Source organism: Micromonospora sp. NPDC047557, assembly GCF_043205095.1.
Classification (GTDB): Bacteria; Actinomycetota; Actinomycetes; order Mycobacteriales; family Micromonosporaceae; genus Micromonospora.
The window spans coordinates 135132-155108 of the sequence record NZ_JBIDDK010000015.1; the positions used below are offsets into that span (position 1 = coordinate 135132).

A 19977-nucleotide genomic window follows, 5' to 3' on the forward strand; every position below is an offset into this window, starting at 1 on the left:
GGTGGTCCGCCGGGTGGGCGAATGCCCTGTCGGGCGGTGGGAATGCGGACGGGGAGGCACGTGTTGACGATGCCGGACGAGGTGTGCGGCCCGATTGCCGGGTCGGCTCCGGCCCATGGCACACTGGTCAATCGGCCACCGGTTCCGGTTCACGCCCGAGCCCGTCGTGTACGGCGCGACGAGCGATGACGGCGACCCGGCGACCACCAACGAGAGGACCGAGGCGAGATGAAGGCAAACATCCACCCGGAGTACGTGACCACCGAGGTCAGCTGCTCCTGTGGCAACACGTTCACGACCCGCAGCACCGCCAAGGGCGGGGCGATCCACGTCGAGACCTGCAGCGCCTGCCACCCGTTCTACACCGGTAAGCAGCGCGTTCTCGACACCGCCGGCCGGGTCGCGAAGTTCCAGCAGAAGTACGCCAAGGTTCAGGCCAAGAAGGCCAAGTAACTCCCCGTTCGGCGCCCGCGTCCGGTTTTCTGCCGGACGCGGGCGCCGTCCGCGTTTCGCCTGTTTCCACGCGCCGTCGGCTCTCGGGCCGGCCCGGTGTCGCACCGTCGAAGGAGCATCCGCAGCATGAGCAGCGAGCGTCTGGCCGGCCTCCTGGACGAGTACGCGGAGCTGGAGAAGCGGCTGGCCGACCCGGCCATCCACGCCGACCAGGCGACCGCGCGCCGGGTGGGCCGCCGGTACGCCGAGCTGGTGCCGCTGCACAAGGCCGCCGGTGAGCTGGAGCAGGCGCGCGCCGACCTGGCCGCGGCCCGCGAGTTGGCCGCCGAGGATCCCTCGTTCGCGGCCGAGACCGAGGCGATCGCGACGTCCCTGCCGGCGCTGGAGGAGCGCCTCGCCGAGCTGCTCATCCCGCGCGACCCGCACGACGCCAAGGACGTGATCGTCGAGATCAAGGCCGGTGAGGGCGGTGAGGAGTCGGCGCTGTTCGCCGGCGACCTGCTGCGGATGTACACCCGGTACGCCGAGCGGCACGGCTGGATCACCGAGGTGATCGACGCGCAGGACTCGGATCTCGGCGGCGTCAAGGACGTGTCGCTGTCGATCAAGACGAAGGGCGTGCCCGAGGGTGGGAACGGCGTCTGGTCGCGGCTCAAGTGGGAGGGAGGCGTGCACCGGGTGCAGCGCGTCCCGGTCACCGAGTCCCAGGGCCGGATCCACACCAGCGCGGCCGGGGTGCTCGTGCTCCCCGAGGCCGAGGACGTCGACGTCACCATCGACGCCAACGAGCTGCGCATCGACGTGTTCCGGTCGTCCGGGCCGGGTGGCCAGTCGGTGAACACCACCGACTCGGCGGTACGGATCACCCACCTGCCGACCGGGATCGTCGTCTCCTGCCAGAACGAGAAGTCACAGTTGCAGAACCGGGAGCAGGCGATGCGGATCCTGCGGGCCCGGCTGCTCGCCGCCGCGCAGGAGCAGGCCGACGCCGCCGCCTCGGACGCCCGCAAGGCGCAGGTGCGCACCGTGGACCGCTCGGAACGGATCCGCACGTACAACTTTCCGCAGAACCGGATCACCGACCATCGGATCGGCTACACCGCGTACAACCTGGATCTGGCGCTCGCCGGCGACCTGGACGGGGTGCTGGACGCCCTGGCCGAGGCCGACCGCGCCGCCCGGCTGGCTGGCGACACCGAACTGACGCGCCGCTGACCGTACCGCCGGCCCGTCTGGCGGCCCGGCGCCGAGCCGACCGCGGACGCTGTCGCCCGCGTCGGTCAGCTCGCGCGGGGGCGTGACTTCGCGCGCAGCATCTCCCGGTCGGCCTGCTCGAAGGCGACGCTGAGCGCGTCGCGCAGCCCGCCTCCGCCGGAGACCTCCGCGAAGCCGATGCTCACTCCGACCGGGGTGCCCGGCACCAGGGACTCCCAGTCCTCGTTGCGCACCGCCGCCTCGATCCGGCGAGCCACCTCGGCGGCCTCGGTCATGCCGGTCTCCGGGAGCACCACCACGAACTCGTCCCCGCCGTAGCGGGCCACGAAGTCACCCCGGCGCATCACCCGGTTGATCACCCCGGCGATCCGTTGCAGCACCAGGTCGCCGGAGTGGTGCCCGTGGCGGGTGTTGACCGCCTTGAAGCCGTCCAGATCGCAGACGCCGATGACCACCCGCTCGCCCCGGGTGACCACAGCGGTGATGTACCGCTCCAGCCTGCGCCGGTTGGGCAGCCCGGTGAGCGGGTCGGTAAGCGCCTCGCCCTCGTACCGGGCCGCCTCCCGACGCATCTCCTCGTGGTCGATCCGGGCGGCGATGCCGTCGATGTAGACGTCGCGCAGCCGGTCGTTGCGTTGCGCGGCGAGCCGGAACGCCAGCCGGTCCGCCCGGTGCGCCGCCGGGTGGTCGCCAGCGCGGGCCAGCGCGATGCTGCGCAGCCGGGCCGGCTCGGCCGCGCCGAGCGTCTCGGTGGACACCCGAATGGTGTCCAGTCGGGCGACCGCCTCGATGGGCCGACCGTCCGCGACGGCCAGGCAGACCATGCCGAGCTGTCGCAAGTCCCGCGCCCGGGCGCTGTCCCCGCCGTGGCTGAGCAGGTGGGACGGCTGGGTCTCGCCGGTCGGCTCCAGCGGGTCGCCGAGCGCGGCCTGACGTGCCGCCGAGTATCCGTACGCGGCGAGGCTGCTCGGGCGCAGTCGGCCGGCCCGCCCGCTGCGGACGAACCGGGCCAGATCGGCCGCGACGTCCCGCAGCACCCGCAGGCAGCCGTCACTGTCCCCGTTGTGGTCCAGTGCCACCGCGTTGCGCAGCCGGATGCCCGGTGCGGCGAACGTCTCCTCCGGGATGCCGGCGGTCAACCCGAGCTGCCGCGCGCGTTCGATCGCGCCCAGGGCGTAGCCGTGGAAGCTGAGGTAGCTGTAGGCCATCGCGAGGTCGTGCCAGCCCCACGCGGTGTCCCGGTCCGGGTCCTCCACGGCGCCGAGCGCCCGGGCGGCCTTGACGAGGTGGGTGACGCAGCGGTCCAGCGCGCCCTGATGGTGCGCGGCGAGCGCGGCCAGCGCGTTGAGGTGCCCGTGCAGGTAGGGCTCGGCGAGATCGCGAACGGCCGCCGACGCCTCCTCGATGGCCCGGGTGAACTCCGCCGTCCGACCGAGATTGATCAGCGCGGAGAGGCGCTGCACCAGGGCGTCCGCACGGGCGGCCGGGTCGGTGGTGGTGCGGATCACCCGCTCCAGCAACGCGTACGACTCCGCCGAGCGACTTGCTTCTTGCAAAGCCCGCGCCTGCGTGAGGGTGTCAACCTGGTCATCGACCCGGTCGAGCCAGCCCACCCACAACCTCCTGCCGTGTGCGTCTTGACGCACCCGTTCGTCGCGTCGTCCGTGACGCCTCATGATTGTCGCGTGACCACTCTGCCGCAACACCCCCCCGAAGGGACAGGCCGTACCCGTCCGTCCGCCGCGGTCGCCCGCGCGGCGCGGGCGCTCGCCGCCGCCGGGGTGGGCCCGGCGCGCGTGGAGGCCGAACTGCTGGCGGCGTACGTGCTGGGGGTGCCCCGGGGTCGGCTGGCGCTCGCCGACGACCTGGACGACGCCCAGCTGGCCCGGCTCGACGAGCTGGTCGGCCGTCGCGCCGGCCGGGAGCCGTTGCAGCATCTGACCGGTCGGGCCGGATTCCGGCATCTGGAGCTGGCGGTCGGTCCGGGCGTCTTCGTGCCCCGCCCGGAGACGGAGCTGCTGGCGGGCTGGGGTGTCGAGCAGGGCCGGGGCAGACCCGAGCCGCTGGTCGTGGACCTGTGCAGCGGCACCGGCGCGATCGCCCTGGCGGTGGCGCAGGAGCTGCCCGGGGCGCGGGTGATCGCGGTCGAGCGGTCCGCGGCGGCGCTGGCGTGGCTGCGCCGCAACGCGGCCGAGCGGGCCGCCGCGGGCGACCGGCCGATCGAGGTGGTCGAGGCCGACGTGACGGCGCCGGACCTGCTGGCGCACCTGGTGGGACGTGTGGACGTGCTGCTCTGCAACCCGCCGTACGTGCCGGTGGAGGTGGTGGTGCCGCCGGAGGTGGCCGCGCACGATCCGGCGGAGGCGGTCTTCGGCGGCATGGACGGTCTGGCGGTGATCCGACCGGTGATCACCCGGGCGGCGGCGCTGCTGCGCCCCGGCGGCGTCATCGGGGTCGAGCACGACGACACGCACGACGTGGCGGTCCCGGCGTTGTTCGCCTCCGACGGCCGGTTCGCGGCCGTCACGGAGCATCTGGACCTCACCGGCCGCCCTCGCTACGCCACCGCGTCCCGACGGGCGGACGGCCAGCACACCGCGCCCGGCCCGGCGTGGCAGACTGACTCCTCGTGATGCTCTACGACTGCCGATCGCCCGCCGATCGGGACCGCGGCATCGCTGCGGCCATCGAGGCGGTCAAGAACGGCGAGCTGGTCGTCCTCCCGACGGACACCGTCTACGGGATCGGCGCGGACGCGTTCACGCCCTACGCGGTCAAGGCGCTGCTGGACGCGAAGGGCCGGGGCCGGCAGATGCCGCCGCCGGTGTTGATCGGTTCGCGCCACACCCTGGACGGGTTGGTCTTCTCGCTGCCCACGGCAGCACGGGACCTGGTGGAGGCGTTCTGGCCGGGTGCGCTGACCATCGTGGTCGAGCACTCGCCGAGCCTCCAGTGGGACCTGGGCGACAAGACGGGCACGGTGGCGGTGCGGATGCCGCTGCACCCGGTGGCCCTGGAGGTGCTGCGGGAGACCGGCCCGATGGCGGTCTCCTCGGCCAACAAGACGGGCCAGCCGGCGGCGGTGACCGCCGAGGAGGCGCGTGACCAGCTCAGCTACTCGGTGCGCGCGTACCTGGAGGCCGGGCCCTGCCCGGATCCGGTGCCGAGCACGATCGTGGACCTGACCGGCGAGGTGCCGCAGTTGCTGCGGGCCGGCGCGATCCCGCTGGAGAAGCTGCGCGACGTCGTCCCGGATCTTCTCGACGTCCAGGGGGCCTGAGTGCCCCCGTTCACCGTCCTGCACGTCTGCATGGGCAACATCTGTCGTTCGCCGATGGCCGAGCGACTGCTCGCCCTCGCGGTGCGGGAGCGGTTGGCCCGGCGTGCACAGGACCCGGCCGCCGCCGAGGAGCTGGTGCACAGCCACAGCGCCGGCACCGGCGGCTGGCACGCGGGCGAGGAGATGAACCCGCCGGCGGCGCGACAGGTCATCGACCGTGGCGGCGCCGTCGAGGGATTCGCGGCGCGCAAGCTGCGCTCGGACCACATCGACGCCGCCGACCTGGTCCTGACGGCCACGGCCGACCAGCAGGAGTACGTGGTCGCGCTCCGTCCGGACGCGGCGGCCCGCACCTTCGTGCTGGGTGAGTTCGGCCGGCTGCTCGCCGCGGTGGACGCCGCCGCGTTGCCGGCCGCCGAAGCGACCCCGGAGGCGGTGTACGCCCGGGGCGTGGCCCTGGTGGCGGCGGCGCACGACAACCGGCTGGGCGCCTCGGCGCTGCCCACCGACGATCTCGACGATCCCTGGGGTCGCGGCGACCAGTGCTTCACCCGGGTCGCGGACGAGATCGAGGAGACGGTCCACCCGCTGGCCGCCGCGCTGCTGCCCTGAGCGACCTGCGAGTTTCCTCCGGGTTTGGGGAAAACCAGGGGCGAAAGGGGCGTTCCGGGTCATTCTGAACGGGTCCTAGCGTGACCGGCTCCTGCGGGGAGAGCTGATGATCCGGGCCCGACTCGACAAACTGCTGACCGTGGTGATCGCCGGCGTGCTGGCCGGACTGGTGCTGGCCGGAGCCGCCCTACCCGCGGCCCTGGTCTTCGGAATCGGCTTCAGCGCCCTGTCCACGCCCTACTCGGAGCTGCCCAGCACGCTGCGCACGCCGCCCACCGCCCAGCGCTCCAACCTCTACGCCAACGACGGCACCACCCTGATCACCTCCTTCTACCAGGAGGACCGGGTGGACGTTCCGCTGCGTGAGGTCGCCCCGGTGATGCGGCAGGCCATCGTGGCCGCCGAGGACGTCCGGTTCTACCAGCACAGCGGGGTGGACCTGCGCGGTGTGGTGCGCGCCTTCACGGTGAACAAGCGTGACGGCAAGACCCGGCAGGGCGCCTCCACCCTGACCATGCAGTACGTCCGCAACGTGCTCAGCAGCGACCCCCGGCTGACCGAGCGGCAGCGCCAGGCGGCCACCGAGGTCACCACCGCCCGCAAGCTCCAGGAGATGCGGTACGCGCTGGCGCTGGAGCGGGAGCTGAGCAAGGAGGACATCCTCACCCGCTATCTCAACATCGCCTACTTCGGGGCCGGGGCGTACGGGATCGGGGCGGCCAGCAAGCGCTACTTCTCCCGCTCGCCGGCCGAGTTGACCCTGGCCCAGGCCGCGCTGCTGGCCGGGCTGGTCCGCTCGCCGGACAGCGACGACCCGATAAACGGGGACGCCGACAGCGCCCTGGGCCGACGGACGTACGTGCTCGAGCGGCTGGTCGAGACCGGTCAGGTGCCGGCCGACGCGGCGGCGGCGGCGCAGGCCGAGCCGTTGCAACTGCGACCCAGCGAAACGCCGAACGACTGCACGGGGGTGCCCGACGGGCACAACGACTGGGGCTTCTTCTGCGACTGGTTCACCCGCTGGTGGAGCAGCCAGTCGGCGTTCGGGTCGAGTGCCGACGAGCGGCGACGCACGTTGCGTCGGGGCGGCTTCTCCATCGTCTCGTCCCTGGACCCGGCGGTGCAGCGGGCCACCACCGAGCAGGTGCTGAAGATCTACCGCTCGACCGAGGCGCGGGCGGTGCCCACCGCCGTGGTGCAGCCCGGCACCGGCCGGGTGCTGGCGATGTCGGTGAACCGCACCTACAGCACCGCGGCCAACCCGGTCGGGCAGAAGAACCATCCGAACACGGTCAACCAGCTCGTCGCCGGCGGCGGGGCCATCGAGGGCTACCAGGGTGGCTCGACGTTCAAGCTCTTCGCCATGCTGGCCGCGCTGGAGTCCGGCCTGCCGCTGTCGACCAAGTTCACGGCGCCGACCCAACTGCTCACCCGGTTCCCGGTGACGGGGGCGGGAAGCTGCGACGGCCGCTGGTGCCCGTCGAACGCCAGTCCCTCGTCGATGGACGGCCCCCACACCATGTGGACCGCGTTCGGCCGCTCGGTGAACACCTACTTCGCGTGGCTGACCGAGCGGGTCGGCGCCGACCGGGTGGTGGAGATGGCCGAGCGGCTGGGCATCGTGCTGCGGGCCGACTCCGACGAGCGGCTGGCCCGCTATGGCGCGAAGGACTGGGGCCCGTTCACTTTGGGCGTGGCCGCGACGACCCCGCTGGACCTGGCGACGGCGTACGCCACGGTGGCGGCCGAGGGGACCTGGTGCGCGCCGCTGCCGGTGGTCTCGATCAGCGACTCCACCGGCCGGCCGGTGGACGCCGCCAAGCCGGACTGTCGACAGGTGCTCGACACCGACGTGGCGCGGGCGGCGGCGGACGCGGCCCGCTGCCCCGTGGGCGACCAGTCGATGTACGGGCGGTGCGACGGCGGCACCGCGCCCGACCTGCGTTCCCATCTGGGCCGCCCGGTGGCCGGCAAGACCGGCAGCTCCGACCGGTACGAGACGGAGACGGTGGTGGCCTTCACCCCGCAGTTGGCGGTCGCCTCGATGGCGGCCAACCCCGACGACCCACGGGACGCGGTCGGTCAGGCGGTGCAGGCCCGAATGGCGACCGCGGTGGGGGAGGTGCTCGGCGCCGCCCTCCGCGACCAGCCGGTACGCGACTTCGTCCCGCCCAGCGAGCGCGCCGCGTTCCAGGTCACCGGAGCCCGCACCGGCAACTGACCCGTCCGAGGTGGGGTGGTCAGGGAGCCTGTTCGGCGTTGCGGGCGATGTTGCGGGCCATGCCGCCGAAGACCACGGCGTGGAACGGGGCCACCGACCCCCAGTAGGCGTGTCCGGCCAGCCCGCGGGGCAGGAAGACCGCGCGCTGCTGGTAGCGGCTGCGTCCGTTGTCGACGGGCAGCGCCCGCATCTCCAGCCAGGCGCGGCCGGGCAGTCGCATCTCCGCGCGCAGCCGCAGCAACTCGCCCGGGACGATCTCCTCCACCCGCCAGAAGTCCAGCGCCTCGCCGACCTGGAGGCGGTGCGGGTCACGCCGGCCCCGCCGCAGCCCCACCCCGCCGACCAGCCGGTCCAGCCAGCCGCGTACCGACCAGGCGAGGGGGAACGAGTACCAGCCGTGCTCGCCGCCGACGCCCTCGATGACCCGCCAGAGCGCCGCCGGTGACGCGTCCACCGTGCGCTCCCGGACGTCGGTGTACGCGGTGCCACCGGACCAGTCCGGGTCGGTGGGCAGCGGCTCGGCCGGCGCGTCCGGACCGCTCGCGGTGGACCAGCGGGTCTCCACCTGGGCGTCGCGCACCTTGGCCAGTGCCAACGCCACCGCGTCGTCGAAGCCGGTGAGGCCGTCCGGTGGGTCGGGCACGTACCGGGCGATGTCGTGTTCGTGCGCCACGGCCTCGTGGATCAGGCTCTCCACCAGTGGGCGGGCGATCGTGTTCGGCACCGGGGTGATCAGCCCGACCCAGTGCGAGGACAGCGACGGGGTGAGCGGGCGGACCGGCACGATGATCCGCCGGCGCAGGCCGGCCACCCGGGCGTAGCGCTGCATCATGTCGCGGAAGGTGAGCACGTCCGGCCCGCCGATGTCGAAGCCGCGACTGACCTCGGGCGGCAGCGTGGTGCAGCCGGCCAGGTAGCGCAGCACGTCGCGGACCGCGATCGGCTGGATCCGGTTGCGGACCCACCGGGGGGTGACCATGGCGGGCAGCCGCTCGGTCAGGTAGCGCAGCATCTCGAACGACGCCGACCCGGACCCGATGATCACCGCGGCGCGGAGCACCGCCGTGGGCACCCCGCTGGCCAGCAGGATCCGACCCACCTCGGCCCGGGACCGCAGGTGCGGGGAGGGGACCTCGGCGTCGGCCGCCGGCTCCGGGCCGCCCAGATACACGATCCGGCGTACGCCTGCCGCGCGGGCGGCCGTCGCGAAGTTGGTCGCCGCCTCCCGGTCGGCGGCCTCGAAGTCCGCTCGGCCCAGCGAGTGCACCAGGAAGTACGCGACGTCGACGTCGGCGAACGCGGCGGGCAGCGTCTCCGGGCGGCTCAGGTCGCCCTCGACGATCTCGGCCGCCGCGGCCCAGGGCACGTCGCGCAGCCGCACCGCCTTGCGCGCGAGGCAGCGCACGGTGTGCCCGTCGGCGAGCAGCAGCGGCGTCAACCGCCCGCCGATGTATCCGGTGGCTCCGGTGACGAGGCATCTCACGGCTCCCAGTCTGCGGCCCCCGAGGGCCTGTTGCACAAGAACTGGCCGGCCTGCGGCGGGCCCGGACGACGCCCGGCGGCGTTGCGGTCACGTCCGGATACAACACCGGTATCCGGACGTGACCGCGCCTTGCCGGATCGCCGCCCGGACTCCGCCTCGGCTCGGCCGCCCTTGTGCAACAGGCCCTAGACTCGTTTGCTGTGGAGACCGAGACGAGCACCTTCTGGGGGCCGGATTTCGCGCAGCTCAAGGCCACTGATCCGGAGATCGCCGGGGTGGTCCTCGGCGAGCTGGATCGGCTGCGCGGCGGCCTGCAGCTCATCGCCAGCGAGAACCTGACCTCGCCGGCGGTGCTCGCCGCGCTCGGCTCGACGCTGACCAACAAGTACGCCGAGGGCTACCCGGGCCGGCGCTACTACGGCGGCTGCGCCGAGGTGGACCGGGCCGAGGAGATCGGCATCGCCCGCGCCAAGGAGCTGTTCGGCGCCGAGCACGCCAACCTCCAGCCGCACTCGGGGGCGAGCGCCAACCTGGCCGCGTACGCCGCGCTGGTGCAGCCGGGGGACACGGTGCTGGCGATGGACCTGCCGCACGGCGGGCACCTCACCCACGGCAGCCGGGTGAACTTCTCCGGCAAGTGGTTCCACCCGGTCGGTTACCCGGTCCGCCCCGATACCGAGCTGATCGACTACGACGAGGTGCGCGACCTGGCCCGGGCGCACCGGCCCAAGCTGATCATCTGTGGCGCGACGGCGTACCCCCGGCTGATCGACTTCGCCCGGTTCCGGGAGATCGCCGACGAGGTCGGGGCGTACCTGATGGTGGACGCCGCGCACTTCATCGGCCTGGTCGCCGGCCGGGCCATTCCGTCCCCGGTGCCGTACGCCGACGTCGTCTGCGCCACCACCCACAAGGTGCTCCGGGGCCCGCGCGGCGGCATGATCCTCTGCCGCGAGTCGCTGGCCCAGCGGATCGACAAGGCGGTCTTCCCGTTCACCCAGGGCGGCCCGCTCATGCACGCGGTGGCGGCCAAGGCGGTCGCGCTGCGCGAGGCCGCCCAGCCGGAGTTCCAGACGTACGCCCGCCAGGTGGTCAGCAACGCCCAGGCCCTCGCGGCCGGGCTGGCCGACGAAGGGATGCGGCCGGTGTCCGGCGGCACCGACACCCACCTGGCCCTGATCGACCTGCGGGAGCTGGGGGTGACCGGCGCGGAGGCCGAGGCCCGGTGCGACGCCGCCGCGATCACGCTCAACAAGAACGCCATCCCGTACGACCCGCAGCCGCCGCTGGTGGCCTCCGGCATCCGGGTGGGCACGCCGAGCGTCACCACCCAGGGCATGCGCGAGGGGGAGCTGCGGCAGGTGGCCGCCCTGATCGCCCGCGCGGTGCGCACGGACCCGGGCGCACCGGGTGGCGCCGACGCGCTGACCCGGCTCGGCGCCGAGGTGGCCGAGCTGGCCGCGGCCTTCCCGGCGTACCCCCGTGGCTGAGCCCGGGGTGCTCGAGCCCGCCGCCGACCGGCGGTGGCGGTTGCGGCACCTGCCGGTGCTGCTGGGCGCGTCGCTGGCGCTGGCCGTGGTCACGGCAGTCGTCGGTGCGGTGACCGGCGGCGCGACGGCGGCGTTCGGCGCGGCGGTCGGGGTGGGCGTCACGGTGCTCAGCTACACGCTGACCACGGTGGTGCTGGCCCGGGCCGACCAGGTCAACCCGCAGCTGCTGCTGCCGCTCGGCGTGGGTCTGTACGTGCTGAAGTTCACCCTGTTGGGTGTCGTGCTGGTGGCGGTGGCCTCGACCGGCTGGCCCGGGTTGATTCCTCTTTGCCTCGGCATCGTCGCCGGGGTGGCAGTGTGGACAGCAGTGCACCTCTGGTGGCTGACCAGGGTGTACGCCCGCCGGCCACGGGACTGACCCGGCGATCGGCCGGCCCGCCGTCCCAACCAGCGGACGCGCCGCAATGTGTCGGCCTCCGGTCATTTTCCGACGGGCGGAAGGGGAGTAGCGTGCCCACAGACGACGGCGCCCACGAGATGCCCACACAACGATGGTTGTGCGGGGGGTGAGGCACAGCCTCGTCTTCCCGGCTGATATCGTTCGCCCCGTCATGGCTGATGACCAAACCCCCCGCCCCGCCGGTGAACCGGACGACTATCCGTCCGGCGCCGGTCAGGGTTGGACCGCGCTCAGCTACCTCGTCGGAGGCATGCTCGTGTGGGGTTTCATCGGCTGGCTGGTCGACCAGTGGCTCGACACCGGTGGCGTCGCCACCGGGATCGGCTTCGTGCTCGGCATGGCTGGGGGAGTCATCCTGGTCATCCGCCGACTCGGCACGCCTACTTAGGAAGGGACGCGGTGTTCGGACAGGCGAACGTCCTGGCAGCGGGCCAGGCGGAATTCCCACCCAGTGTGGAGGACTTCTACCTGCCCAGCATCCTGCCCTGGGGTGCACACGACTCGTACTGGATCACCAAGTTCACCTTGATGATCTGGATCGCGGTCGGTGTGCTGATCATCTTCTTCCTGGCTACCTACCGGAACCCGAAGCTGGTCCCGACCAAGAAGCAGTGGTTCGCCGAGTCCATCTACGGCTTCGTGCGCAACAACATCTCGGTCGACATGATCGGTCACCAGGGTGTGCGGTTCGCTCCGTACTTCACCACGCTGTTCTGCTTCGTGCTGGTGACGAACGCGTTCGCGATCATCCCGTTGTTCCAGATCTCACCGAACTCGCACATCGCCTTCCCGGCGATCCTCGCGGTGATCAGCTACGTGCTGTTCAACTACATCGGCATCCGGCACCACGGGTTCGGCAAATACTTCAAGCACGCCCTGATCCCGCCGGCACCCTGGTACATCCTGCCGCTGCTGATTCCGATCGAGGCGTTCTCGACCTTCATCATCCGGCCGTTCTCGCTGGCCGTCCGTCTCTTCGCGAACATGTTCGCCGGCCACATGCTCTTGCTGGTCTTCACGCTCGGCGGCTTCGCGATGCTCAACGCCAACGCCTGGCTGGCACCGGTCTCGGTGGTCTCCTGGGTGATGACCGTGGCGCTGACCCTGCTCGAGGCACTGGTCATCGTCCTGCAGGCCTACGTCTTCACGGTGCTGAGCGCCAGCTACATCCAGGGCGCGCTCGCCGAAGAGCACTGATCCACGCACCAACCGTTGTCGTCCCGCGTGAGAGTCACGCGTGATAACCAGGAGGAACCACTAATGGACGTTCTCGCCGCGGTAAATGGCAGCACCGCCGCCATCGGCTACGGTCTCGCGGCCATCGGCCCGGGCATCGGCGTCGGCCTGGTCTTCGCCGCCTACATCCAGTCGACCGCCCGGCAGCCGGAGTCGTCCCGGATGACCCTGCCGTACGTCTGGATCGGCTTCGCCGTCATCGAGGCGCTCGCGCTGTTCGGCATCGCCTTCGGCTTCATCTGGGCCAAGTAGTACCCGCCCCTCGACCGGGAGGTCACCCATGTTCAACCTTGCCGCTGAGGGTGGTGAGTCAGGCCACAACCCGATCATTCCGATCGGGCAGGAGATCGTGGTCGGCACGATCGCCTTCGCCGTGCTCTGCTTCGTGCTGATGAAGTTCGTCTTCCCCCGCATGGAGCAGACGTTCCAGGCCCGGGTCGACGCGATCGAGGGCGGCATCAAGCGCGCCGAGGCCGCCCAGGCCGAGGCGAACCAGCTGCTCGAGCAGTACCGGGCCCAGCTCGCTGAGGCCCGCACCGACGCCGCGAAGATCCGTGACGACGCGCGGGCCGACGCCGAGGGGATCCGGCAGGACATCCTCGCCAAGGCGCGGGAAGAGTCCGACCGGGTCATCCAGGCCGGCAAGGATGCGCTCGCCGCCGAGCGGGCCACCATCGTGCGTGAGCTGCGGGCCGAGGTCGGCACCATCGCGGTGGACCTGGCCAGCAAGATCGTCGGTGAGTCGCTGGCCGACGAGGCGCGACGCAAGGGCACCGTCGATCGGTTCCTGAGCGGCCTCGAGAGCACGGGGGCCCGCTGATGCAGGCCGCCAGCCGGGAGTCGTACAAGGTCGCGGCCGAGCGCCTCGACGCGTACGTCCGCGGCGCGGAGCCGTCGGCGGTGGCCTCCACCGCCGACGCCATCCTCTCCGTGGCGACCCTGCTGCGGCGTGAGCCGCGGCTGCGCCGCGCGCTGTCCGAGCCGGCTCGTTCCGGCGCGGACCGCGGCGCTCTGCTCGGCGACATGCTGGGTGGGCGGATCGGCGCGGACGCGCTCGACCTGCTCGTGGTGCTGGTGTCCGGCCGCTGGTCGGCACCGTCGGAGCTGCTCGACGGCACCGAGCGCCTGGGGGTGGAGGCGCTGCTGGCCAGCGCCGACTCCGCCGGCGAGCTGGGCGAGGTCGAGGACGAGCTGTTCCGCTTCGGTCAGGTCGTGACGGGTCAGTCGGCGCTGAGCAACGCGTTGGCCGACCCGGCCGCCCCGGTCGAGCGGCGGGCCACCCTGGCCCGTGAGCTGCTCGCCGACAAGGCCCACCCGGTCACCGTCCGCCTCGTCGAGGTGGCGCTGAGCGGGTTCGGGGGACGCTCCTTCATCGGGGCGCTCACCCGGCTGGTCGAACTGGCCGCCGACCGGCGTGACCGGCAGGTGGCGTACGTGACCGTCGCGGCCCCGTTGAGTGACTCCGACGAGCGTCGGCTGGGTGCGAGCCTCACCGCGATATACGGTCGAGAGGTGTCCGTCAAGCAGACGGTCGACCCCGCCGTCCTCGGTGGCGTGAGCGTCCGGGTCGGCTCCGACCTGTACGACGGCACGATCCTGCGCCGCCTCAACGAGACCCGCAACGCGCTCGCGAAGCGCTGAGCGGCTCCGCCGTCCAGCGTGTGCGGCGGCTACGCCGCTCAGCACCCGGATTGACAGACGCCATTCGGACCGGTTGGTACTAGGTATCCCGGGCCCCTGAATTTTAAGGAAGCAGAGGATGGCCGAGCTGACCATCTCGACGGAGGAGATCCGCGGCGCCCTGGAGCGCTACGTCTCCTCCTACTCGTCCGACGTCTCCCGCGAGGAGGTCGGCACCGTCGCCGACACCGGCGACGGCATCGCCCACGTCGAGGGCCTTCCCTCGACCAAGACCAACGAGCTGCTGGAATTCGAGGACGGCACGCTCGGCGTGGCGTTGAACCTCGACGTCCGGGAGATCGGCGTCGTCGTCCTCGGTGACTCCGCCAAGCTGGAGGAGGGGCAGCGCGTCAAGCGCACCGACCGGGTGCTCTCGGTTCCGGTTGGCGACGCGTTCCTCGGCCGCGTGGTCAACGCGCTCGGCCAGCCGATCGACGGTCTCGGTGACATCGCCGACGAGGGCTACCGCGAGCTGGAGCTGCAGGCTCCGAACGTGATGTCCCGGCAGTCGGTGTTCGAGCCGCTGCAGACCGGCATCAAGGCCATCGACGCGATGACCCCGATCGGTCGGGGTCAGCGTCAGCTGATCATCGGTGACCGCAAGACCGGCAAGACCACCGTCGCGCTGGACGCCATCCTCAACCAGCGGGACAACTGGCGCACCGGCGACCCGAAGAAGCAGGTCCGCTGCATCTACGTCGCCATCGGCCAGAAGGCCTCCACCATCGCCTCGATCAAGGGGCAGCTGGAGGAGGCGGGCGCGATGGAGTACACCACCATCGTGGCGTCCCCGGCGTCCGACCCGGCCGGCTTCAAGTACATCGCCCCGTACACCGGCTCGTCCATCGGGCAGCACTGGATGTACGGCGGCAAGCACGTCCTGATCGTCTTCGACGACCTGAGCAAGCAGGCCGAGGCGTACCGGGCCGTGTCGTTGCTGCTGCGTCGCCCGCCGGGCCGCGAGGCGTACCCGGGTGACGTCTTCTACCTGCACTCCCGCCTGCTGGAGCGCTGCGCGAAGCTCTCCGACGAGCTGGGTGGCGGCTCGATGACCGGTCTGCCGATCATCGAGACGAAGGCCAACGACATCTCGGCCTTCATCCCGACCAACGTCATCTCGATCACCGACGGCCAGATCTTCCTGGAGACCGACCTGTTCAACCAGGGCGTCCGTCCGGCGATCAACGTCGGTACCTCGGTCTCCCGGGTCGGTGGCGCCGCGCAGGTGAAGCCGATGCGCAAGGTTGCCGGTTCGCTGCGCCTCAACCTGGCCCAGTACCGCGAGCTGGAGGCGTTCGCCGCCTTCGCTTCCGACCTGGACAAGGCCTCCCGGGCCCAGCTGGACCGCGGTGTCCGGCTGGTCGAGCTGCTCAAGCAGCCGAACTACTCGCCGTACCCGGTGGAGGAAGAGGTCGTCTCGGTCTGGGCCGGCACCGAGGGCAAGCTGGACGACATCCCGGTGGGCGACATCCGGCGCTTCGAGTCGGAGTTCCTCCAGTACCTGCGGCACAAGCACGCGGGTGTGCTGGCCGGGATCGCCGACAACCAGTGGGGCGACGACATCATCGGCTCGCTGGACGCCGCGATCACCGAGTTCAAGCAGGTCTTCCTCGGTAAGGCCGACGAGCGCAAGGTCAACGACGCGCCGGCCGCGCCGCTGGAGGGCGACGAGAACCGCGAGACGGTGACCCGCTTCCGCGACGGCGCGACCGACCGCCCGGCCGAGAGCTGATCCGATGGCGGCCCAGGTACGCGTTCTTCGTCAACGAATCCGCTCGGCGAAGTCGATGAAGAAGATCACCAAGGCGATGGAGCTCGTGGCGACGAGCCGAATCGCCAAGGCCCAGGCCCGGGTGCAGGCGTCCCTGCCGTACGCCCAGGCCATCACCGGTGTGCTCACGGCGCTGGCGTCCAACGCACGGATCGACCACCCGCTGCTCACCCCGCGTGAGCGGGTGCGGCGGGCGGGCGTCCTGCTGGTCACCAGCGACCGTGGCCTGGCCGGCGGCTACAGCTCCAACGCGATCAAGACGGCGGAGTCGCTTATCGCGCGGCTCCGGGCGGACGGCAAGGAGCCGGTGCTCTACGTCATCGGGCGTAAGGGCGTCGGGTTCTACCGGTTCCGCGACCGTCCGATCGAGGCGAACTGGACCGGCTTCAGCGAGCAGCCGTCGTTCGAGGACGCCCGTACGGTGGGTGAGACGCTGATCAAGGCGTTCACCGCCGGTGCGGACGACGCGGACGGCCACGCCGGGACGGACGGGGTGCTCGGCGTCGACGAGCTGCACATCGTCTACACCGAGTTCCACTCGCTGATGACGCAGACCCCGGTCGCCAAGATCCTCGGGCCGATGCAGGTCGAGGACCGGCCGCGCTCCGAGGGGCTGCTGCCGGCGTACGAGTTCGAGCCGGAGGCGGAGGCGCTGCTCGACGCGCTCCTGCCGAGGTACATCAACACGCGGATCTACGCGGCGTTGATCGAGTCGGCGGCGAGCGAGTCGGCGGCACGGCGGCGGGCGATGAAGAGCGCCACCGACAACGCCGAAGACATGATCGACAAGTACACGCGTGAGATGAACTCGGCCCGCCAGGCCGGGATCACCCAGGAGATCAGCGAGATCGTCGGCGGCGCGAACGCGCTGGCCGCGTCGGGAAGTGAAGTGTGATGACTGCACCAGTAGAGACCAAGACGGCCACGGGTCGCGTGGTCCGGGTCATCGGCCCGGTCGTCGACGCCGAGTTCCCGCGCGACGCCATGCCGGCCCTGTTCAACGCCCTGAACGTCACCGTGGACCTGTCCGGCGGTGAGAAGACGCTGACCCTGGAGGTCGCCCAGCACCTGGGTGACAATCTGGTCCGCGCGATCTCGATGCAGCCGACGGACGGTCTGGTTCGCGGCGCGGAGGTTCGCGACCGCGGCGAGCCGATCACCGTTCCGGTGGGCGACGCGGTCAAGGGCCACGTGTTCAACGCGATCGGTGAGGTGCTCAACCTCAAAGAGGGCGAGACCCTGACCCCGGACGACCACTGGGGTATCCACCGCAAGGCCCCGGCCTTCGCGGACCTGGAGCCGAAGACCGAGATGCTGGAGACCGGCATCAAGGTCATCGACCTGCTCGCTCCGTACGTCAAGGGCGGCAAGATCGGCCTGTTCGGCGGCGCGGGCGTGGGCAAGACGGTGCTCATCCAGGAGATGATCACCCGTGTCGCCCGCAACTTCGGTGGTACCTCGGTCTTCGCCGGCGTGGGTGAGCGCACCCGTGAGGGCAACGACCTCATCGCCGAGATGACCGAGTCCGGCGTCATCGACAAGACCGCGCTGGTCTACGGCCAGATGGACGAGCCGCCGGGCACCCGGCTGCGGGTGGCGCTCTCCGCGCTGACCATGGCCGAGTACTTCCGGGACGTGAAGAAGCAGGAGGTGCTGCTCTTCATCGACAACATCTTCCGCTTCACGCAGGCCGGTTCCGAGGTGTCCACCCTGCTCGGCCGTATGCCGAGCGCCGTGGGTTACCAGCCGACCCTTGCCGACGAGATGGGCGAGCTCCAGGAGCGGATCACCTCCGTCCGGGGTCAGGCCATCACCTCCATGCAGGCGATCTACGTGCCGGCGGACGACTACACCGACCCCGCTCCGGCCACCACGTTCGCCCACCTGGACGCGACCACCAACCTGGAGCGGTCGATCTCCGACAAGGGCATCTACCCGGCCGTGGACCCGCTGGCGTCCTCGTCCCGGATCCTCGCCCCGGAGTTCGTCGGCCAGGACCACTTCCAGGTCGCCACCGAGGTGAAGCGGATCCTGCAGCGCTACCGCGACCTGCAGGACATCATCGCCATCCTCGGTATCGAGGAGCTCTCCGAGGAAGACAAGATCACCGTGGCCAGGGCCCGGCGGATCGAGCGCTTCCTCTCGCAGAACACCTACGCGGCGGAGCAGTTCACCGGCGTGCCGGGCTCGACGGTCCCGATCAAGGAGACCATCGAGGCGTTCCGCAAGATCAGCGAGGGTGAGTACGACCACTTCCCCGAGCAGGCGTTCTTCATGTGCGGCGGTCTCGAGGACCTCGAGAAGAAGGCTGAGGAGCTGATGAAGGCCTGACGGCCTCCGTCGAATCCGTACCGCAAAAGACTGCCCCGGCAATGTCGGGGCAGTCTTTTGTTCATCTTCACGCCTTACCATCGTCGCGGTCCGTTACTCGTGGTCGTCGCTCCGGCGGCGCGCGAGATACGGTCGGTCCGCGCGTTCACCTGAACGAGCGCTGACTTCTGCAACCTTTCGACGACGTGCGCCCGTCTCCTCTTCGTGGGCGTAACGAACGGAGATGCGCGTGGGTAAGGCCGGCAAGAGTGGCCGCAAGTCGTCCATCTGGCGGGGCGTGCCGCGCTGGGCCAAGGTGTGCACCGTGTTCGGCCTGGTGCTGACCATGCTCAGCGGCGGGGTGCTGGTCGGCACCGAGGTGCTGATGGCCCGCTACGAGGGCGCCGTCGGCAAGGCCGACCTCTTCGGTGACCAGGCGGCCGGCGCCAAGGAGAAGAAGAGCGAGATCAAGGGTCCGCTCAACCTCCTGCTGGTCGGCATCGACCCGCGTACGCCGACGGCGGCGCCGCTGGCCGACTCGATCATGGTGCTGCACGTGCCCGCGTCGATGGACCGGGCCTACCTCTTCTCGCTGCCGCGTGACCTCTACGTCGACATTCCGGCGTTCAAGAAGGCGAACTTCCCCGGCGAGACGACGAAGATCAACGCGGCGATGTCGTTCGGCAGCCGGGTGCCCGACGGCAATCCCGACGCGGCGCGCGGCTTCGAGTTGCTGGCCACCACCGTGCAAAACGTGACCGGCATCAAGCGGTTCGACGCCGGGGCGATCATCAACTTCACCGGCTTCCAGAAGATCGTCGATGCGATGGGCGGCGTCGACATGTACGTCGAGCGGGACGTGAAGTCCGAGCACAAGCAGCCGGACGGCAAGCCCCGGCCCGGCAACACGCGCGGCGAGGGCTACGTCGGCCCGCAGGCGATCTACAAGAAGGGCAACCACCACCTCAGCGGGTGGCAGGCCCTGGACTACGTCCGGCAGCGCTACCCGAAGAACGGTGTGCCGGACGCCGACTACGGCCGGCAGCGCCACCAGCAGCAGTTCGTCAAGGCGATGGTCGGCCAGGCGTTCAGCGCCGACGTGGTCGCCAACCCGATCAAGCTCGACAAGGTGCTTCGCGCCGCCGGTCAGTCGCTGATCTTCAACGGTCGGGGCAACAGCGTGGTCGACTTCGGGCTGGCCCTGAAGAACATCCGCCCGAACACCATCCAGATGATCAAGCTCCCCGGCGGTCCGGTCTACGAGGGCAAGACCTACAAGGGTGAGCAGTTCCAGGCAGGCGTCCCGGACTTCTTCACCGCCCTGCACAATGAACAACTGGACCCGTTCCTGCTCGAGCACCCCGAATTCCAGAACAAGACCAAGTAGGCGTGGCGCAGCTCTCCCCACCCGCGTTGGGGGTGGCTCGGCGTCACGACTAGACTTTCGGCAATCCGTCGCCGCAGCAAGGAGACAGCGTGGCACAGCAGCTTCACGTCGAGCTCGTCGCCGTCGAGGAGAAGGTCTGGTCCGGTGAGGCCGAGATGGTCGTCGCCCGGACCACCGAGGGTGAGCTCGGTGTCCTGCCGGGGCACGCGCCGCTGCTCGGCCAGCTCGCCGAGCCTGGCCAGGTCCGCATCAAGCTGGCCGGCGGTGAGCAGGTCTCCTACGACGTGGCCGGTGGCTTCCTCTCGGTGAGCGCCGAGGGCGTCACCGTGCTGGCCGAGAGCGCGACCCCGGTTTCCGCGCAGAGCCGCTGAGTCACCCC

20 protein-coding genes are annotated in these 19977 nt (G+C 70.9%); 18 read left to right on the top strand and 2 right to left on the bottom strand.

The features are described from left to right. The first annotated feature begins 228 nt into the window (after window positions 1–228). Window positions 229–453 (top strand): 50S ribosomal protein L31, encoded by a 225-nt coding sequence (gene rpmE / locus ACGGAQ_RS27645; protein ID WP_007464546.1) that lies wholly within the window; start codon window positions 229–231, stop codon window positions 451–453. Window positions 454–579: 126 nt separating this feature from the next. Then, a complete protein-coding gene (gene prfA / locus ACGGAQ_RS27650; RefSeq protein ID WP_393054095.1) occupies window positions 580–1668 on the top strand; it encodes a peptide chain release factor 1 in 1089 nt (362 codons plus the stop codon). A 65-nt stretch (window positions 1669–1733) separates the two neighbouring features. Here prfA and ACGGAQ_RS27655 read toward each other — a convergent pair whose 3' ends face one another. Next, window positions 1734–3281, bottom strand: coding sequence for a diguanylate cyclase domain-containing protein (locus ACGGAQ_RS27655; RefSeq protein ID WP_393054098.1), 1548 nt, complete (start codon window positions 3279–3281; stop codon window positions 1734–1736). 72 nt (window positions 3282–3353) lie between these two features. On the opposite strand from ACGGAQ_RS27655, the gene prmC reads away from it, so the two are divergent. From prmC to ACGGAQ_RS27675, 4 genes are all read left to right on the top strand, one after another. After that, window positions 3354–4301: a peptide chain release factor N(5)-glutamine methyltransferase gene (gene prmC / locus ACGGAQ_RS27660; RefSeq protein ID WP_393054101.1), complete on the top strand. Its 948-nt coding sequence runs from the start codon at window positions 3354–3356 to the stop codon at window positions 4299–4301. Then, on the top strand, window positions 4301–4948 hold the full coding sequence (locus ACGGAQ_RS27665; RefSeq protein ID WP_234588740.1) for an L-threonylcarbamoyladenylate synthase: 648 nt from the start codon (window positions 4301–4303) through the stop codon (window positions 4946–4948). The genes prmC and ACGGAQ_RS27665 overlap by 1 nt, the downstream gene beginning before the upstream one ends. Next, window positions 4949–5560 carry a phosphotyrosine protein phosphatase gene (locus ACGGAQ_RS27670; protein WP_354861489.1) on the top strand — a complete coding sequence of 204 codons (612 nt, stop codon included), beginning with the start codon at window positions 4949–4951 and terminating at the stop codon, window positions 5558–5560. 106 nt (window positions 5561–5666) lie between these two features. Then, window positions 5667–7781 carry a transglycosylase domain-containing protein gene (locus ACGGAQ_RS27675; protein WP_393054104.1) on the top strand — a complete coding sequence of 705 codons (2115 nt, stop codon included), beginning with the start codon at window positions 5667–5669 and terminating at the stop codon, window positions 7779–7781. 19 nt (window positions 7782–7800) lie between these two features. Here the strand turns inward: ACGGAQ_RS27675 and ACGGAQ_RS27680 are convergent, their stop codons facing one another. Beyond that, window positions 7801–9264, bottom strand: a complete 1464-nt coding sequence (locus tag ACGGAQ_RS27680) for an SDR family oxidoreductase (protein ID WP_393054107.1) — start codon at window positions 9262–9264, stop codon at window positions 7801–7803. Window positions 9265–9464: 200 nt separating this feature from the next. On the opposite strand from ACGGAQ_RS27680, the gene glyA reads away from it, so the two are divergent. From glyA to ACGGAQ_RS27740, 12 genes are all read left to right on the top strand, one after another. Beyond that, entirely contained in the window at window positions 9465–10754 is a 1290-nt protein-coding gene (gene glyA, locus ACGGAQ_RS27685; protein ID WP_393054110.1) for a serine hydroxymethyltransferase, read from the top strand. Next, window positions 10747–11172 carry a hypothetical protein gene (locus ACGGAQ_RS27690; RefSeq protein WP_393054113.1) on the top strand — a complete coding sequence of 142 codons (426 nt, stop codon included), beginning with the start codon at window positions 10747–10749 and terminating at the stop codon, window positions 11170–11172. The genes glyA and ACGGAQ_RS27690 overlap by 8 nt, the downstream gene beginning before the upstream one ends. 193 nt (window positions 11173–11365) lie before the next feature. After that, on the top strand, window positions 11366–11602 hold the full coding sequence (locus tag ACGGAQ_RS27695; RefSeq protein ID WP_266245732.1) for an AtpZ/AtpI family protein: 237 nt from the start codon (window positions 11366–11368) through the stop codon (window positions 11600–11602). Window positions 11603–11613: 11 nt separating this feature from the next. Continuing rightward, a complete protein-coding gene (atpB, locus tag ACGGAQ_RS27700; RefSeq protein WP_393054117.1) occupies window positions 11614–12411 on the top strand; it encodes a F0F1 ATP synthase subunit A in 798 nt (265 codons plus the stop codon). A gap of 63 nt (window positions 12412–12474) precedes the next feature. Beyond that, complete coding sequence (locus ACGGAQ_RS27705) at window positions 12475–12702, top strand: ATP synthase F0 subunit C (RefSeq protein ID WP_007464523.1); 228 nt, start codon at window positions 12475–12477, stop codon at window positions 12700–12702. 28 nt (window positions 12703–12730) lie between these two features. Beyond that, window positions 12731–13270, top strand: coding sequence for a F0F1 ATP synthase subunit B (locus tag ACGGAQ_RS27710; RefSeq protein ID WP_393054120.1), 540 nt, complete (start codon window positions 12731–12733; stop codon window positions 13268–13270). Beyond that, on the top strand, window positions 13270–14091 hold the full coding sequence (locus tag ACGGAQ_RS27715; protein WP_393054122.1) for a F0F1 ATP synthase subunit delta: 822 nt from the start codon (window positions 13270–13272) through the stop codon (window positions 14089–14091). Before ACGGAQ_RS27710 ends, ACGGAQ_RS27715 begins: the two co-directional genes overlap by 1 nt. A gap of 118 nt (window positions 14092–14209) precedes the next feature. Beyond that, window positions 14210–15862 (top strand): F0F1 ATP synthase subunit alpha, encoded by a 1653-nt coding sequence (gene atpA / locus ACGGAQ_RS27720; protein ID WP_393054124.1) that lies wholly within the window; start codon window positions 14210–14212, stop codon window positions 15860–15862. 4 nt (window positions 15863–15866) lie between these two features. Beyond that, on the top strand, window positions 15867–16796 hold the full coding sequence (locus ACGGAQ_RS27725) for a F0F1 ATP synthase subunit gamma (RefSeq protein WP_393054127.1): 930 nt from the start codon (window positions 15867–15869) through the stop codon (window positions 16794–16796). After that, a complete protein-coding gene (gene atpD, locus ACGGAQ_RS27730; RefSeq protein WP_393054130.1) occupies window positions 16796–18232 on the top strand; it encodes a F0F1 ATP synthase subunit beta in 1437 nt (478 codons plus the stop codon). Before ACGGAQ_RS27725 ends, atpD begins: the two co-directional genes overlap by 1 nt. Before the next feature lie 223 nt (window positions 18233–18455). Then, window positions 18456–19598 carry an LCP family protein gene (locus ACGGAQ_RS27735; protein WP_393054133.1) on the top strand — a complete coding sequence of 381 codons (1143 nt, stop codon included), beginning with the start codon at window positions 18456–18458 and terminating at the stop codon, window positions 19596–19598. An 89-nt stretch (window positions 19599–19687) separates the two neighbouring features. Continuing rightward, the gene (locus tag ACGGAQ_RS27740) at window positions 19688–19969 is read left to right on the top strand and encodes a F0F1 ATP synthase subunit epsilon (RefSeq protein WP_393054136.1); all 282 of its coding nucleotides are present in this window, start codon (window positions 19688–19690) and stop codon (window positions 19967–19969) included. The last annotated feature ends 8 nt before the right edge of the window (window positions 19970–19977 follow it).